This window comes from Clostridium sp. UBA2485, from assembly GCF_002341865.1.
Classification (GTDB): domain Bacteria; phylum Bacillota; class Clostridia; order Clostridiales; family Clostridiaceae; genus Clostridium_J.
The window spans coordinates 56,965-71,901 of the sequence record NZ_DDOV01000055.1 but is presented as its reverse complement, the minus strand read 5'-3'; the positions used below and the strand labels follow the sequence as shown (position 1 = coordinate 71,901).

17 protein-coding genes are annotated in these 14,937 nt (G+C 29.3%); 2 read left to right on the top strand and 15 right to left on the bottom strand.

Annotated elements, in window-relative coordinates:
• Positions 1 to 98: 98 nt before the first annotated feature.
• From atpE to B3603_RS11615, 13 genes are all read right to left on the bottom strand, one after another.
• Positions 99 to 365 (bottom strand): ATP synthase F0 subunit C, encoded by a 267-nt coding sequence (atpE, locus tag B3603_RS11675; RefSeq protein ID WP_039633733.1) that lies wholly within the window; start codon positions 363 to 365, stop codon positions 99 to 101.
• A gap of 41 nt (positions 366 to 406) precedes the next feature.
• Positions 407 to 1,093: a F0F1 ATP synthase subunit A gene (atpB, locus tag B3603_RS11670; protein WP_291564968.1), complete on the bottom strand. Its 687-nt coding sequence runs from the start codon at positions 1,091 to 1,093 to the stop codon at positions 407 to 409.
• 81 nt (positions 1,094 to 1,174) lie between these two features.
• The gene (locus B3603_RS11665) at positions 1,175 to 1,570 is read right to left on the bottom strand and encodes an ATP synthase subunit I (RefSeq protein ID WP_291564904.1); all 396 of its coding nucleotides are present in this window, start codon (positions 1,568 to 1,570) and stop codon (positions 1,175 to 1,177) included.
• Between the two features lie 1,096 nt (positions 1,571 to 2,666).
• Positions 2,667 to 3,494: a phosphoenolpyruvate hydrolase family protein gene (locus B3603_RS11660; RefSeq protein ID WP_291564901.1), complete on the bottom strand. Its 828-nt coding sequence runs from the start codon at positions 3,492 to 3,494 to the stop codon at positions 2,667 to 2,669.
• 16 nt (positions 3,495 to 3,510) lie between these two features.
• Positions 3,511 to 4,722 carry a Tm-1-like ATP-binding domain-containing protein gene (locus B3603_RS11655; RefSeq protein ID WP_291564898.1) on the bottom strand — a complete coding sequence of 404 codons (1,212 nt, stop codon included), beginning with the start codon at positions 4,720 to 4,722 and terminating at the stop codon, positions 3,511 to 3,513.
• A 71-nt stretch (positions 4,723 to 4,793) separates the two neighbouring features.
• Positions 4,794 to 6,026: a phosphoenolpyruvate hydrolase family protein gene (locus tag B3603_RS11650; protein WP_291564896.1), complete on the bottom strand. Its 1,233-nt coding sequence runs from the start codon at positions 6,024 to 6,026 to the stop codon at positions 4,794 to 4,796.
• Positions 6,027 to 6,229: 203 nt separating this feature from the next.
• Positions 6,230 to 6,955 carry an MBL fold metallo-hydrolase gene (locus B3603_RS11645; protein ID WP_291564894.1) on the bottom strand — a complete coding sequence of 242 codons (726 nt, stop codon included), beginning with the start codon at positions 6,953 to 6,955 and terminating at the stop codon, positions 6,230 to 6,232.
• A gap of 649 nt (positions 6,956 to 7,604) precedes the next feature.
• Positions 7,605 to 8,255: a 7-cyano-7-deazaguanine synthase QueC gene (gene queC, locus B3603_RS11640; protein WP_291564891.1), complete on the bottom strand. Its 651-nt coding sequence runs from the start codon at positions 8,253 to 8,255 to the stop codon at positions 7,605 to 7,607.
• A gap of 18 nt (positions 8,256 to 8,273) precedes the next feature.
• Entirely contained in the window at positions 8,274 to 8,861 is a 588-nt protein-coding gene (gene folE, locus B3603_RS11635) for a GTP cyclohydrolase I FolE (protein WP_291564887.1), read from the bottom strand.
• Positions 8,862 to 8,864: 3 nt separating this feature from the next.
• Positions 8,865 to 9,530, bottom strand: a complete 666-nt coding sequence (queE, locus tag B3603_RS11630) for a putative 7-carboxy-7-deazaguanine synthase QueE (protein ID WP_291564885.1) — start codon at positions 9,528 to 9,530, stop codon at positions 8,865 to 8,867.
• 1 nt (position 9,531) lies between these two features.
• Positions 9,532 to 9,963: a 6-carboxytetrahydropterin synthase QueD gene (queD, locus tag B3603_RS11625; RefSeq protein WP_291564882.1), complete on the bottom strand. Its 432-nt coding sequence runs from the start codon at positions 9,961 to 9,963 to the stop codon at positions 9,532 to 9,534.
• Positions 9,964 to 9,976: 13 nt separating this feature from the next.
• Positions 9,977 to 10,738 (bottom strand): acyl-CoA dehydratase activase, encoded by a 762-nt coding sequence (locus tag B3603_RS11620; protein ID WP_291564878.1) that lies wholly within the window; start codon positions 10,736 to 10,738, stop codon positions 9,977 to 9,979.
• A complete protein-coding gene (locus B3603_RS11615; protein WP_291564874.1) occupies positions 10,735 to 11,736 on the bottom strand; it encodes a 2-hydroxyacyl-CoA dehydratase family protein in 1,002 nt (333 codons plus the stop codon). Before B3603_RS11615 ends, B3603_RS11620 begins: the two co-directional genes overlap by 4 nt.
• A gap of 501 nt (positions 11,737 to 12,237) precedes the next feature.
• Here B3603_RS11615 and B3603_RS11610 point away from each other — a divergent pair.
• Positions 12,238 to 13,263, top strand: coding sequence for an IS1595 family transposase (locus B3603_RS11610; protein WP_291564871.1), 1,026 nt, complete (start codon positions 12,238 to 12,240; stop codon positions 13,261 to 13,263).
• A gap of 67 nt (positions 13,264 to 13,330) precedes the next feature.
• The gene (locus B3603_RS11605) at positions 13,331 to 13,789 is read left to right on the top strand and encodes an HIT family protein (protein WP_291564868.1); all 459 of its coding nucleotides are present in this window, start codon (positions 13,331 to 13,333) and stop codon (positions 13,787 to 13,789) included.
• A 23-nt stretch (positions 13,790 to 13,812) separates the two neighbouring features.
• Here the strand turns inward: B3603_RS11605 and B3603_RS11600 are convergent, their stop codons facing one another.
• Together B3603_RS11600 and B3603_RS11595 are read right to left on the bottom strand one after the other, a co-directional pair.
• Positions 13,813 to 14,265 (bottom strand): Fur family transcriptional regulator, encoded by a 453-nt coding sequence (locus tag B3603_RS11600; protein ID WP_291564865.1) that lies wholly within the window; start codon positions 14,263 to 14,265, stop codon positions 13,813 to 13,815.
• 11 nt (positions 14,266 to 14,276) lie between these two features.
• Positions 14,277 to 14,873: a Chromate resistance protein ChrB gene (locus tag B3603_RS11595; protein ID WP_291564862.1), complete on the bottom strand. Its 597-nt coding sequence runs from the start codon at positions 14,871 to 14,873 to the stop codon at positions 14,277 to 14,279.
• Between the last annotated feature and the right edge of the window lie 64 nt (positions 14,874 to 14,937).

Here is a 14,937-nt window from a genome sequence, read left to right as displayed (position 1 = left end):
TTCATGACTTAAATACTCCTTTCTATGCAGTAAACATGGATGAAATCACATATCCATACATGAGCATTGCTAAAATACACTACACGCTATTCTATATTTTATAATGCTTGCATTAAAGGACGTACAACTATTAGAATAAGAGCTATAATTAACCCATAAATTCCACTTGTTTCTGAAACTGCTTGTCCTAATATCATAGTTTGAATAATATCTGACTTTGCTTCAGGTTGTCTTGCAACTGCTTCCGCTGCTTTACCTGCCGCATACCCTTGTCCTAATCCTGGTCCAAAAGCTGCCAATACAGCTATACCTGCTCCTATCGCTGAACAACCTAATACAAATGCTTCGCTTGAAATTCCTTGCATATTTATATTCCTCCTTAAATAATCAATTCTTCATTTTAATATTACTTAGTTTTTTTCGTTTTATTGCTTATAAACACCATGGTAAGCATTACAAATATAAAGGTCTGAACAATGCCTACAAAAACATCAAAATATGCGTTTAAAAATGGTGCTATAAAAGGTATAGTAATCATAGATATACTATTTAATGCACTAAAAACTAGAGCTATTATTATAGTTCCGCTTATCATGTTTCCAAATAATCTAAAAGATAATGCAATTGGTATTACCATTTCACTTATTAAATTAATAGGCAACATTATTGGCGTAGGCTCCGTAAAGCTTTTTAAATAATCCTTTATACCATTACTATTTATACTGTTTAAATGTATCAACATAAAAGTAATCATTGCCAATGCTAAAACTATACTGTAATCAGCTGTGGGAGCCTCTAAGCCTAAAAGTCCAAGCAAATTAGCGAATACTAAAAATAAGCTTATCGTTCCTATATAAGGGGCAAAACCCACTCTATTTTCACCCATAGTATTTTTTACTAATGATTCAATCGCCTCTACAAAAAACTCTGCAATAGTAACTATGGAACTTGGCTTCTCATCAATTTTTGTATTTTTTATCTTTCTACCAACAATAATTGAAAATATAGATAACAGTATAACTATTATCCAAGAATTTATAGCATTACCATTTAAACATATTTCCTTGCCGAACAATAGGAAATTTATGTTCATATTCACGCTATTCACCTCCTATATTACGGTGAATCTATATCATTTTGACAATACCGCTCAAAATATTTAATTATATAAACTTTATTGTTTTTTTATAAATTTAAACAAGCCCTTTTTATAAAAGACACCAAAAATTATAGTTATCTTCACAGAAAATAAACCCAGTATAGCAGTATAAAAATTTAAATAATCTGCTATATACGAAATAAATATGACAATACCATAAATAAAAGTTCTCATGGCATAATTTCCTAATATAAAAAATTTTATTTTTTTCTGTGCCATATATAAAGACCTTTCTATGCTAATGCACATAAGTCTAAAGTTTAAAACCGTAATGCATGTACTAAAAAGTAAGCCATATATATATTCCTTTGGATTTGAAACTATAATAAGAATTAACATGGATAGTATTAAGGCAATCGATAATGTTCTTTTTATTATCCACAGTTGATAATTTTCTTCTGTAATAATCATTGGATTAATACCTCCCACTTACTTTTATAGTTTAAATTAGATAAATTTCTTTATAACTACTCCCGTTAAATTTACTTTTTAATAGATTTCTAATTTTATTCCTATGATCTAAAAATAGAATAAGTGGACTAAATAATTGGGTAATATTGTATTTATTTAAATCATTCTGAAAAAATGTTAAATGACTGTATAATAATTCATAATTTTCTCTATAATGATTTTCTTCCTTAATAATAAATTCTATATTTTTATATCTATATGGAATATTTCTCATCTTAAACTTTAATAAATTAATTTTAAAATTGTTATGTTTATATGGAATAACTTTACTCTTAGATAGTAGGTAGGAAAATTCTCTATAATTTTCTCTATATAAATTGATTACATTTTTAATATTCAAGGAAGAAATTTTGTGTTTAATTTCAAATAATCCTAAATTTAAGATTTTTAGCGATATTAAAAGAATTATATTAATTATTACTAAGTATTTCTTTATTTTTCTCAAAATTTCTCCCTCCTTTTCATGATAATTTATTATAACATAAATTAAGTAACTAATATAAACTTAATTTACCTTTTAAAATCAATTATTAATTTGTCAATCAATTCTATTATATTTTAGAAATATGTCATTTAGATTTCAAATCATTTTTTTGTATTATTGTAAATAATGATAGCATATAATGCAACTTTATGCTATTATCAAACAAATATTGGTGACATTATTTCATTTACAAGTAGTTTTTCTTTAATTTTTCGTTAAATTTTATTATTTAATATGATATTTCTAAATAATCATCATTCTTGAATTCAACTAAAATTTCATTTAAAAGCATAATTATAAGTTTTTTTAAAAACCAAATAAGTATTTTACCAATTATCTAAAATATGAAAATTAATTTTCGTCATAGCTGCTAAGAAAACAAAACATCATAAGAAATCTTTAGGATAAGTTATCAATTGAGGGAATTAATTATGGTGAAATTTACGTGATAAATTTGAGGACAGTTAAGTAATGAATCTAAAATTTAAATAATTAATTAATATTAAATACAAAAAAAGCGAAAGGTTTGATGTCCTATCGCTTTTTCTTTATTTATTTCTTAATATTTTTAAATGCTTCAGTTTGATTTTTTATACCAACCTCAGTGGCAAATCTTTCTATACTTGATGCTCCAAAGAAACCTTCAACACCATGAGTTTTTGACATTATATATTGAGCATCCTCTGGTTCTGCTATTGGGCCACCATGACATAAAATTATAATATCTGGATTTACTGACTTACCAGCATCACATATCTCTTGTACTTTTACAACACAATCATCTAATGTAAGTGCTGTTTTAGCACCAATAGTTCCTTTTGTAGTTAATCCCATATGAGCTACTAATATATCTGCTCCTGCCTTTGCCATTTCAATAGCTTGTTCTTTATCAAATACATATGGTGAAGTTACTAGATCTAATTCATGAGCTTTTCTAATCATCTCTACTTCTAAACCATATCCCATTCCTGTTTCCTCAAGATTTTGTCTAAAAACCCCATCAATAAGCCCAACAGTTGGGAAATTTTGTACTCCTGCGAAGCCTTGTTCTTTAAGTTGTTTTAGAAATGGTTCCATTACTCTAAATGGATCTGTTCCACAAACCCCTGCTAATACAGGAGTATCTTTAACAACAGGTAGCACTTCGCTTCCCATTTCAACTACGATTTGGTTAGCATCACCATAGGATAATAACCCAGCAAGAGATCCTCTTCCTGCCATTCTATATTTTCCAGAGTTGTATATTATAATTAAATCAACTCCACCAGCTTCAGCACTTTTAGCAGAAATGCCTGCTCCAGCACCTGCTCCTAAAATTATTTTTCCTGATTTAATTTCATCTTTTAATTTATTTAGAATTTCACTACGTGATTTTGACATTTTAAATTCCTCCTAACTATTTTTCATTTAATAATTGAACTAATTTTTGTGCTGCAGCGATAGAAAATTCTTCATCATTAATATTTGAATTTATTTCTATAATCTCTACTAATGGATTAGTTATATTTTCTTTCAATGTTTTAAATAACATAGCATCTTCTTCAACTCCATAGAATTGTTGACCTTCTGAATCTAAAAGAGAAACCCCTTTTAATGGAAGTAATAGTGCTGTTTTTGTTTGAGCCATATTCAACTTCTCAGCAATGATTAGACCCAATTGCCTATTTTCTTCCACTGTAGTACGCATTAATGTAACCGTTGGATTATGTTTATAAAAATTACGTCCTACATATTTACTTGGAACAGATGATATGGGGCCAAAATTAACCATATCTAATGCTCCAACTGAAACAATTTGAGGTATTTTATTAAGTACAGCTGCTTCAAGTCTATCTTCTCCTGCTGCCATATTTCCCCCAAACAATTGATCACACCATTCCGTTGTTGTAATATCTAAAACACCTTCTATATAACCATCCCTTATTAAGCTTTCCATAGCTTTTCCGCCAGTTCCTGTGGCATGGAATATTAAAACCTCATATCCAAGTTTTTCTAAATATTCTCTAGATTTATTTATACAAGGAGTGGTAACACCAAACATAGTTGCAGCAATTAAAGGTTTTTTATTTAAATCAATTTTGCTTTCAAATTTTACCATGCCAGCTATAGCAAAAGCAGCATTAGTAAAAATTTTTGTTGAAATAGAATTTAACCCTGCTACGTCAACAATAGATGGATACATAACTATATCACTAGTTCCTACATACATAGATATATCTCCAGCTGCAACGGTAGATACCATAACCTTTGGTACCCCTATTGGAAGTGCTCTCATTCCAGGAGTAACGATTGAAGTACCACCACTTCCCCCAAAGGAAAGAATTCCATCAAATTTTCCTTCTGAATAAAGCTTTGGTAATAGCTTTTCCATTCCTCTTGACAAAATATCTGTAGCTAATGCTCTATCTTTTTTTGCTACAATTTCTTTAATGTCACCACCTACAGCTTTTACCACTTCATCATTAGATACATCTGGTGTAAACTTAGGTTCAAAAACCCCTGTGTGAATCATAAAGGTTTTTAACCCTAAACCTTCAATTATGTCTTTAACATAGCTGAATTCTTCACCTTTAGAATCAAAAGTTCCTGCGATTGCAATTGTCTTCATAGTTAACCTCCTTAATAATTTTTTTCTTTACTTTAACTTGATAATACAACTAACAAATTAAAATATACATGTTATCTTGTAATATGTTCATGTGATTTTGTAATACTTGTAACCGTTTTATTCTTTTCCCTATACTCTTTAGGAGATAAACCTGTCTGTTTTTTAAAGGATTTGCTAAAATGAGCATAATCACTATATCCTACAATATGGGCAATTTCGCTTATTTGAATATTTTCTTTTTCTAAAATTTCCTTTGCTCTATTTAGCCTAAACTGAGATAAGTATTCTGGGAAAGTACAACCTACTTCATTCTTAAAAAGTGTACTTAAATATGGCCTCGATACATGTAACACTGATGCCAAATCACTTAAAAGTATTTTATGCATATAATTATTTGAAATATATTCTTTAACAAAATCAACATAGCTATAATGCTTTTTTATTCCTTCAATCATTTTTATTAATAGCTCATCTTTTTCATGAATTCCAGCAAACTTAAAAGATTTTGTAGTATTTGTTATTGTTGACTCAGAGGGAGTTCTTTCAAAAGCTGATCCTCCAATATACCCTATTGTTTGAGTATTTTGGTACATATAATCAATATCTATTGGTGTTTTAACAGGTCCTCCATAAATCATTTTAAATACGTCTGGTCTAATGTCATCACAGACCTTAAATATTTTTGATGTAACATTCTTTGCCGATTCCAAAGATATCATTTTCTTAGCCCCTATTTCTCCTCCACCTGTTAATCCTAGATGCACACATATAATATCCGCCCCTGCCCTTAGCATTTCCACAGATTGTTTTTCATCAAAAACAAAAGCTATGGTAAACAAATTCTTTTCATGAGCAATTCTAATAGCTTCAACCTCTTTATCAAAGCTAATCCCTTCATTTTCTAGAGCCTCACGAAACTTCCCTTCCAGCATTCCTACCGTTGGGAAGTTATTAATTCCAGAAAAACCATTGCTTTTTATTAAATCAATATATTCTTCCAAGTTTATTGTGGGGTCAGTTGCATTAATGCCAAAAATAACTGGTATATTTTTTATTATTGGTATAATTTCACGGGAGCCAAATTCCATAACTAATTCATTTGAATTTGAGAAAGGCATCCATCCAGCAAGAGAGCCTATCCCTATTTGTCTAAATCTTCCAGAACTTAAAGCTAGTATAATATCTGCTCCACCTTTTTCTGCATATTTGGCAGATAATCCAGACCCAACAGCAACTCCAATTATATGCTTATTAATCAGTATTTGATTTCTCAAATTATTGATTATATACTCTTTTTTAAACATAGAATTAACCCCTTTATCTATTGTGTATCATTTTTTATATTATACCCCTTATAAGTGGTATCTTATAATAAATTTTTATTACAATTTGAATCATCCTAATCTTTTAATTATAGAATATCAGATTCCTTGTGCATAAAAGGACGGTTCACTTTTATTATAAATAATGTAATTCTATTTATAATAAAATTATGAACCGTCCCTAATTAAGAACTGATATCTCTTAATGATTCTTTAATATTTTTAGTATATATACCACCATGATAGCAAATAATTCTGTCTATTTCATAATTTAATAATTTCTTTATAGAATTTTTTGCCTGAGCAATATCTAAAGTGTAATTTGGATTTGCAATACTTAATTTATCGTCTTCTATTACCAATGCATCTCCAGAAATTAATGTTTTACTATCTTTTACATAAATTGAAATATGACCTGGCATATGCCCTGGAGTCGAAACTATTTCAACTCCTCCACACCATGGAAATGAATCTTTATCTTTTAAACATATATCAACATCTGTAGTTTCTATCGACTCAAGCAGCTGATGAAATTTTTTCGAATTTTCTTTTTGATCTTCTGGAAGAGTATCATATATACTTTCTGCTTGCTGTAATCTTAAAGATTTTTCTTTACCACTAATATATTTCTCTTCATCAATTGATGAAAGAATTTCTATCTGTGGATACTCTCTTTTAAATTCAGCTAAAGATCCCATATGATCAAAATCATGATGTGTTATAATTATTTTTGTTAATTTATCAAGATTAATACCATTTGCTTCAGCAGCATTTTTTATTAAAGGTAAAAAATTTGGATATCCGCAATCAATTAAAACAACTTCCTTTTCATCACACAATATAACTGGGAAAATAGTATTTTCAACGCCATCAATATCAAATTTTATTTCTAAGACTGTCACTTTATTCATTAGTTTACTCCTTCATAATTAATTTGTATAATATATTATTAAAAATATCTTTTAGCCAATCTATATAATTTTCATCAATATAGATTATAGGTTCATTTATTAATAGTATGTCTAATTCTTCTAAAAGAAATTTATCTAATCAAGTGATTATTTCACTATATTAATACAGTGTACAACAAAATAGTAACATCCTCTTCTCTCACTTCTCAAGTTCATAAATGATTCTGTGTTAAAGTTGCTTATATGTACAATACAAAAAAGAACCTTGATTTCTCAAAGTTCTAACTGGAAGATCTTTAACACATTCATCATCTTTATACTTTTTTAGATTAGCTTCTATTGCATCATATATGAAGTAAAGATTATATATTCTACATATGTAGCTATATAAATCTTTTCTTAAACCAATCTATTTATACTTTCCGCATGTTTCTTCATATCGTGTAATTTTGAACTATTTATCCTTAACCTTTCATAATGCTCACATTTTTTATTTATTTAAAATCACCATTTATTATTGATAATACTCTAAATTTTAGAATTAATATATGCATAAAATATTTAACATATAATTTATGAACCGTCCCCTAATTGAACCGTCCCCTAATTTAAAATAAGCTTAGCAATAACTGGTTATGTTTGTTCATAGTTAACTTCTTAAAAATTCTAAATAACCATTCTTCCTTAACTTACAAGCAGGACATTCTCCGCATCCGTCACCCTTTATTCCATTATAGCAAGTTAATGTTTCTTCTTTAATAATATTAAGAACATCTAAATCCTTAGCCATTTTCCAAACTTCTGCTTTATTAATCCACATTAAAGGTGTAAGAATTTCAAATTGATAATCCATGGCTAAATTTAAGGTTACATTTAAAGATTTAATAAATACGTCCCTACAATCTGGATATCCGCTAAAATCACTTTGTGACACCCCAGTTATAATTGTGTTTATTCCTCTTTGCTTTGCAAATACAGCTACAAAGCTTAAAAATAGCATGTTTCTTCCGTCTACAAAGCTGTTTGGAACTCCCTCCCCTGGTGCTTCTTTATCAACTTCTATATCTACTCTTATTAATGAGTTTGGTGCAAGTTGGTTTAATAAATTCAAATCTAAAATATGGTGCTCTACATTATATTTTTTGCATATATCCTTTGCACACTCTAACTCTAATATATGTTTTTGATTATAGTCAAAGGATACTGCTATAACTTCTTTAAACTTCTTTTTCGCCCAAAATAAACAGGTTGTACTATCTTGTCCACCACTAAACACCACTACTGCTTTTTCTTTGTTCATTGTCATCCACTCCTATTATTATTGATAAAGCATCATTAATTTGTTATTTAAAATTGGGTCTGTGTTAAATCTTCCCTCCAAAGTAGTTGATATGGTTTTTGTCCCTGGCTTTTGTATTCCCCTAGAAGTCATGCATCCATGCTCCCCTTCTATAATAACTGCCACATCTTCTGAACCGGTTACCTTTTGTATAATTTCTGCTATGTCACTTCCAATTCTTTCTTGAAGCTGTAATCTCCGCCCTACCATATCGGCTATTCTAGCTATTTTACTTAATCCAATAACTTTTTTATTAGGAATGTAAGCCACTGAAACCTTCATGTTATACATCAGTGCTAAATGATGTTCACAGTAGCTAAATATTTCTATACCCTTCATAAAAACCATATCCTTATTATTTTCTTTTATATCTAAGTCATTTTCGAAGGTAGTGTTAAACATTGATACAATTTCATCATTGGTATAGTTCATTCCTTCAAATACTTCTTTATACATTTTAGCCACTCTCTTTGGTGTATCCTTTAACCCTTCTCTATCAGGATTATCTCCTAGTGCTATTAAAATACCTCTTACATGTTCTTCAATTGCCTTTGTATCAATTGCCATAATTTATACACCTCTCTTATTTGCGTCCCATATAACTTTATGAAGCTGTACCTGTAGTGTAACTCCATTCATATTATTTTTCTTCATAAATTCTACAATACTATCTAAGGAAATTCCCCCAAAAACAGGGCTCACATATACATTAGTTTTACCTATAAGGTTAAATTTATCTATTATATATTTTGCTTTCACTAAATCATCAAGGCCACCAGATACAAATTTAACTGTATCTTTCTTTGTTAAATATTTAAAATTATCTAACTTCATGCTTTTCTCCATATTACTTGAAGGAAGCTTATAATCCATAGTAAAGCTTGGCGGCTTTTCTGTTTTTAAAAACTCTTGGAGCAATACACTACCGTTAGTCTCTATTTCCACATGAAGTTCTTTGTCCTTAGAAAGCCTTTCTATTAATTCTATTATCCCTTGCTGCATTAGAGGCTCTCCTCCAGTTAAAGTAATGTTTTTCACCTTTGTGGATTTTATATATGAATATATGTCCTCTATAGACATATATTCATATACTACATTTTTTTCATTAGCCCAAGAAGTATCGCAATAACTACAATTCAAATTACATCCTGCAAATCTTATAAAAACTGCTAATTGACCACAAAGAAGCCCTTCTCCATTGATACTAACAAACTTTTCTACAACCTTAAGTTTCACTTTAGCTCTCCTCTCTTTCTTCATAGGTAGCGCTATTGGTAGGAGTCTCAAAAACTGTAGCTCTTAATACATTGAATCCTTGAACTTTCATAGTTTTAAAGAAAAAGGCTGCAAAATTTTCTGCTGTTGTTCTAAAATCTACTTCTATTATTTTAAATCCATCTAATAAAAGACAATTTAAAGTTTCTTCTCTCATAGTTCCTTTTTCAATAATTAATCCATGATCATAATAATCTACCATATCTTTTACAGCCTTTTTTAAATCCCCAAAATCTATTACCATACCATCTAGTTGTCCATCTTTTATTAAGCTTTGAGATTTTATTTCAATTTCAACCTTCCATCTATGTCCATGAATATTACTGCATTTACCCTCATATCTTGCAAGAAAATGAGCACTATCAAAACTCTGTTCCGCTTTTAATATATACATATATTTTTCCTCCTTACTTTAAAATCTTACTCCCATAATAGCAACACCCTATTGCTCCATTAAATTGTGGTTCCTCTATACACACTATCTCTTCGTAATCCTTTTGTAGATATTTTTTTATAGCAGTATTATTAGCCACGCCCCCTGTTAAAATTAACCTTTTCCCTCTAAACTTATTAAGTAGTGGACGAAGTCTTTTATATAATGAATAGTTAACTCCTGCACAAAGTCTATCCATCTCCACTCCTTCAGCTATTTTCCCTATTAACTCTGACTCAGAAAACACAGCGCAGGTTGAGTTTAACTCCACAGGATTTTCACAGTACTTGCTCATTTCGTCAAGAGATATTTCAAGCACATTTGCCATATTCTCTAAATATCTGCCACAGGATGCAGCACATTTTTCATTGAGCTCTAAATCTGTAATAATTCCCTTTTCTACTTTAACCACCTTTACATCTTGTCCACCTACGTCTAAGAGAATAAAGTCTTTTAATCCAGTTTGATAAATTCCTCCATAAACATGAGCTTTTATCTCATTTATTGGGGTAAAAAGCAATAAATCAGTATTGTTTTTTCCATAGCCAGTAGATATTGCTTTATCAACTTGACCTAAGCCTAACTTTTCCAAATTCACAATAATTTTGCCCTTATAGCTACAATAATCTCTATAAAAACTCATGGTACTTATTTTTTTCTTTGCTACTATATTGTTATCTTCCATAGAAACTATTTTAACTTCTCTACTTCCAAGGTCTATGCCTAGCACTCTCATACTCTACTCTCCTTTAAATCCACTAGCATATCAAGGAAAGCTTCTAACCTTAGCTTTGTCCTTGCATCCAATGTATTTAACTTATCCCCTTCAATATTAAGCATTGGAATATCTAATTTTTTCTTTAGTATAATATCTTCCACAGCCCTGTAGCAAAAAGCTTGGGTGTAGTGAATTATACCATCTAATTTTCTTTCTTTTATTTGGTTTTTTAATTCTATAATTCTATAATTAACATCATAGGGATAAGTGTAATCATAATACTGATGAAATATATTTCTTGCTTTATCTCCTCTAGGAAAAGCAAATTCCCTTTGCACTTCATTGTATACAAAGTGGGCATTAAATTTTTCAACAAATTCATATATATCACAGGTCATAGGCGGAACCCCTATGTATCCTAACCTTAACTTTTTATTTAGCGGTTCTCTTTTCTTAATTTCTTCAATAGCTTTTTTAAGACTCTCTTCCAAGCTATCAATATCTCCATTTAAATCACTTAAGCTTACGGAATATAAATGATTTTCAAAGCCTGTGGTCTTATTTTTCTTATATGTTAACTCATCAATTTCCTTAGATAACTTTCTAATCTTTTCTAATCTTTTTCTAACCTCTTCTACTGCATCTTCAGTAACATTAAAACTATTCATAAATTTTCTTATTTCATTTTCCACATCCTCTATTTTATGGCTCTGTGGATATGAAAAAGGATGTATTTTTACTCCTCTTAAACTGAGCACTTCTATAAGAGCTTTTGTATTGGAGCAGTCCCCTTCTACAACACCAACTATTTCTCTAATATTTTCCTCTATGCACACTCCATAAATTCCCTTTATCCAAGCACACAAGCTTTTAGGAAAACCATCTCTTTCGGCTATATCTATGTATTTTAAATAATCCTTTGAAGTTATAAAAATATTATTTAAATCTACTGGAGTATATCCTGCTGCAATAACAACTTCCACTGGTACCGTAGTGGTTAATCCTATTTTCTTCATTATCCTTCCTCCTTACCTTTGAAGGTTTTTTGAAAATAAAAAAGGGCGTAAAACGCCCATAAACAAAAAACTACCTAAGCCGGTAGTTACGTCCTAGTTTTGTTTATAGACAGGATGGTTACGAACTGTCTTTATTCTTTTTTATATTTATATATTTTACTATGGCTCATTTACAATGTCAAATATAAACAGTAACTTTGTTATTCATGTAGTTAAGTTAAATTAAACTATTGTTTCTTTTAAAAGTACACATTCCCAAGCGACTCCTATTAAAGGGACGGTTCATTTTATTATAAATAGTATAATTTTATTTATAATAAAATTATGAACCGTCCCTTTAATATAATTCTATAATTTGCTGCAATTTTTGCATATTCCGTAAAACTTAAGACTATAGTTAATTATCTTAAAATTAGGCTCTGTTTTAAATAATGGTTGATATGTGTACTTTTCTGAAAATAGGTTATAATATAGTTATAATGAATTTTCGGAGGTAACACGATGAACAATGTAACATCAGTATTGGCACAAGCAAAAGCCTTATCAGAACAAGAACAACAAGAATTATTAACGCAATTAGAGGAATATCTTGTTTTAGGTTCTCAAGTCGCACAAGTAACTAAGGAAGTCAAAGAAATGAGATTTTCTAAAGGTAGAATTTGTTGTCATTGTAATGGTACTGATGTAGTTAGAAATGGGAAAAGAAATGGTGTGCAAAGATATTTATGCAGAAATTGTAAAAAATCATTCTCCGATTTAACTAACTCTGCTACTTACAGAAGTAAGAAAACTTTAGATAAGTGGCTTAGATATGCTAAATGTATGTTAAATGGTTACTCTATAAGAAAATCTGCCGAAGAAGTAGAAATTAATATAGCCACATCTTTTTACTGGCGACATAAGATACTTAATTGCATCAGTGAGTTTCTTGGTGTAGGCTCTGTTGATGGTGTGGTTGAAGCAGATGAAGTTTTCTTTGCTTATTCATATAAAGGTACTAAACCTGCTAATATGCCAAGACCTTCTCGTAAGAGAGGTAAACAAGTCAAGAAGAGAGGGATAAGCAAAGAACAAGTATGTGTAGGTACTGCTCTTGATAGGCAAGGAAATATAATAATTGAATTGTTATGTACTGGTAGAGTTACTGCTAATGAGTTAGAACGCTTATATGAAAATCGCATAGGGGAACATTCTATTCTATGCACAGACTCTCATAAGTCATACATTCAGTTTGCTACTGATATGGAATTAGAACATAAGAGGATTAAAAGAGGACGACACAAAGAGGATATATACCATATAAACCACATAAATAGCCTACATTCTAATTTAAAGAGATGGATGACAAGATTTAACGGAGTGGCTACAAAGTATCTTGAAAACTACTTAAAGTGGCACAAGTGGATAAATACATTTAGTACAGAAAAAGATATAGTAAGAACTAAAAATTTGATAGTTCATAGCAATATAGCACTTAGTTATACTATGGTTAAGGAATTTAAGACCAGAGTACCGAGATTTGTTTAAATTAGATTATATTTTAGAAAATACTGGATTACAATCCGTAGATTATGTAAAATACTAATATAAAGTTTTGGACAATTATATTATAATACGAACTTCAAAACAAATTAAGGAGGTAAATATGGATTGTATATTTTGTAAAATTGTAAAAGGGGAATTACCTTGTAACTTAGTTTATGAGAATGAGTTAATTATGTGTTTCTTAACTATAGAGCCAATAAATGAAGGACATGTACTTATAATTCCTAAAGAACATTATTTAGATACTGATGAAATTCCAACTGAGGTAGTAGCGTCTATGATGGTATTATCTAAAAAAATTGTTAAGGTAATTAAAGAAAAGTATTCCCCAGATGGTTATAGTGTAATGCAAAATGGTGGAGAATTTAATGATATTGGACATTATCATATGCATGTCTTTCCAAGATATAAGGGAGATGGATTTGGTTGGACATTTAGTGATAAAAAGCATGATTTTTCAAAAAATATTGCTAATGAGTTAAAAGAGATGGTTGATAAAGAACTTTAATATTATTAATTGTATATTATGATTTAAATAAAAGTGGACAAATCATTGTCCACTTTTATACTATCCATTATCAACCTTGGTTTAAAACAGAGCCTAAAATTAAAGTTCTTATCAATTTTATTTTTTATTTGTTCTAAATTAACATCTTTTACAGGATATACTTTATTACAGTTTTTACATATAAAATGAGGATGCTGATATTTATCATTTGGTTCCATTAATTCATACCTAATACCCTCTTCATCAGAATCAAATTTGCATACTATATTGATTCTCTCTAATAATTGCATGGTTCTATAAACCGTTGAAATACCTATTTTAGGATAATCTTTTTTTATAAGCACGTAAATTTCATCAGAAGTTAAATGTTTATATCGATTTTTAATAATAATATCTAATACCTTTTCTCTTGGTTGCGTTATTTTATAGCCTTTTTCTTTTAAACTATTTCTTATTTCTTCCAATAACTCCTGCATAAATATCACTCCTATCTATGATGACATTTATAATAGTGTTTATGATCGCAATTATAATTTTTATGACAATAAAATTTTGAATTTTCTCTTTTGCAGACTTCTTCGGAATATCTTTGAAGTTTTATTTCTGCACTCTTTATTTTTTCAACTGCTATTTCTCTTTCTGATATATTGTAATAATCTCTCATAACTATTTTTTTAAACCAGCGTTTAATTTTTTCTAATTCTTCCTCATTTTCTTCTAGTTCCGAAAATTTAAACTTTTTATTTTCAATCTCTCTATTTATTTCCCGAATAATTTTCTCACACTCTTTTGATAATTCTTCATACTCTTCCTTTCGTGATTTTTCAAACTCAAACATGATATCATTTTTATCATCTTCATTTATAAATGAAATTTCACTAACAGTAGCCTTACCTTTTAATTTTATAACTTCATATCTTAATTCTTGTAATTTATTAAGTATCTCCTCATTTTTAGGAAGCAATATTATTCCATGTTGAAGATACACTGCACCTAGCTCTTTAATTGCTCTCCAAAAATACACCCTATTTTTAGATGGCTCACTTGGTATTTTATAGCTAAAAGCTAGAAATTTTGTTTTCAATTTAATCGCCTCTCTCCTACAGTGATAAAAAATCATCAACATATTTAAATTCAACTTAACATTG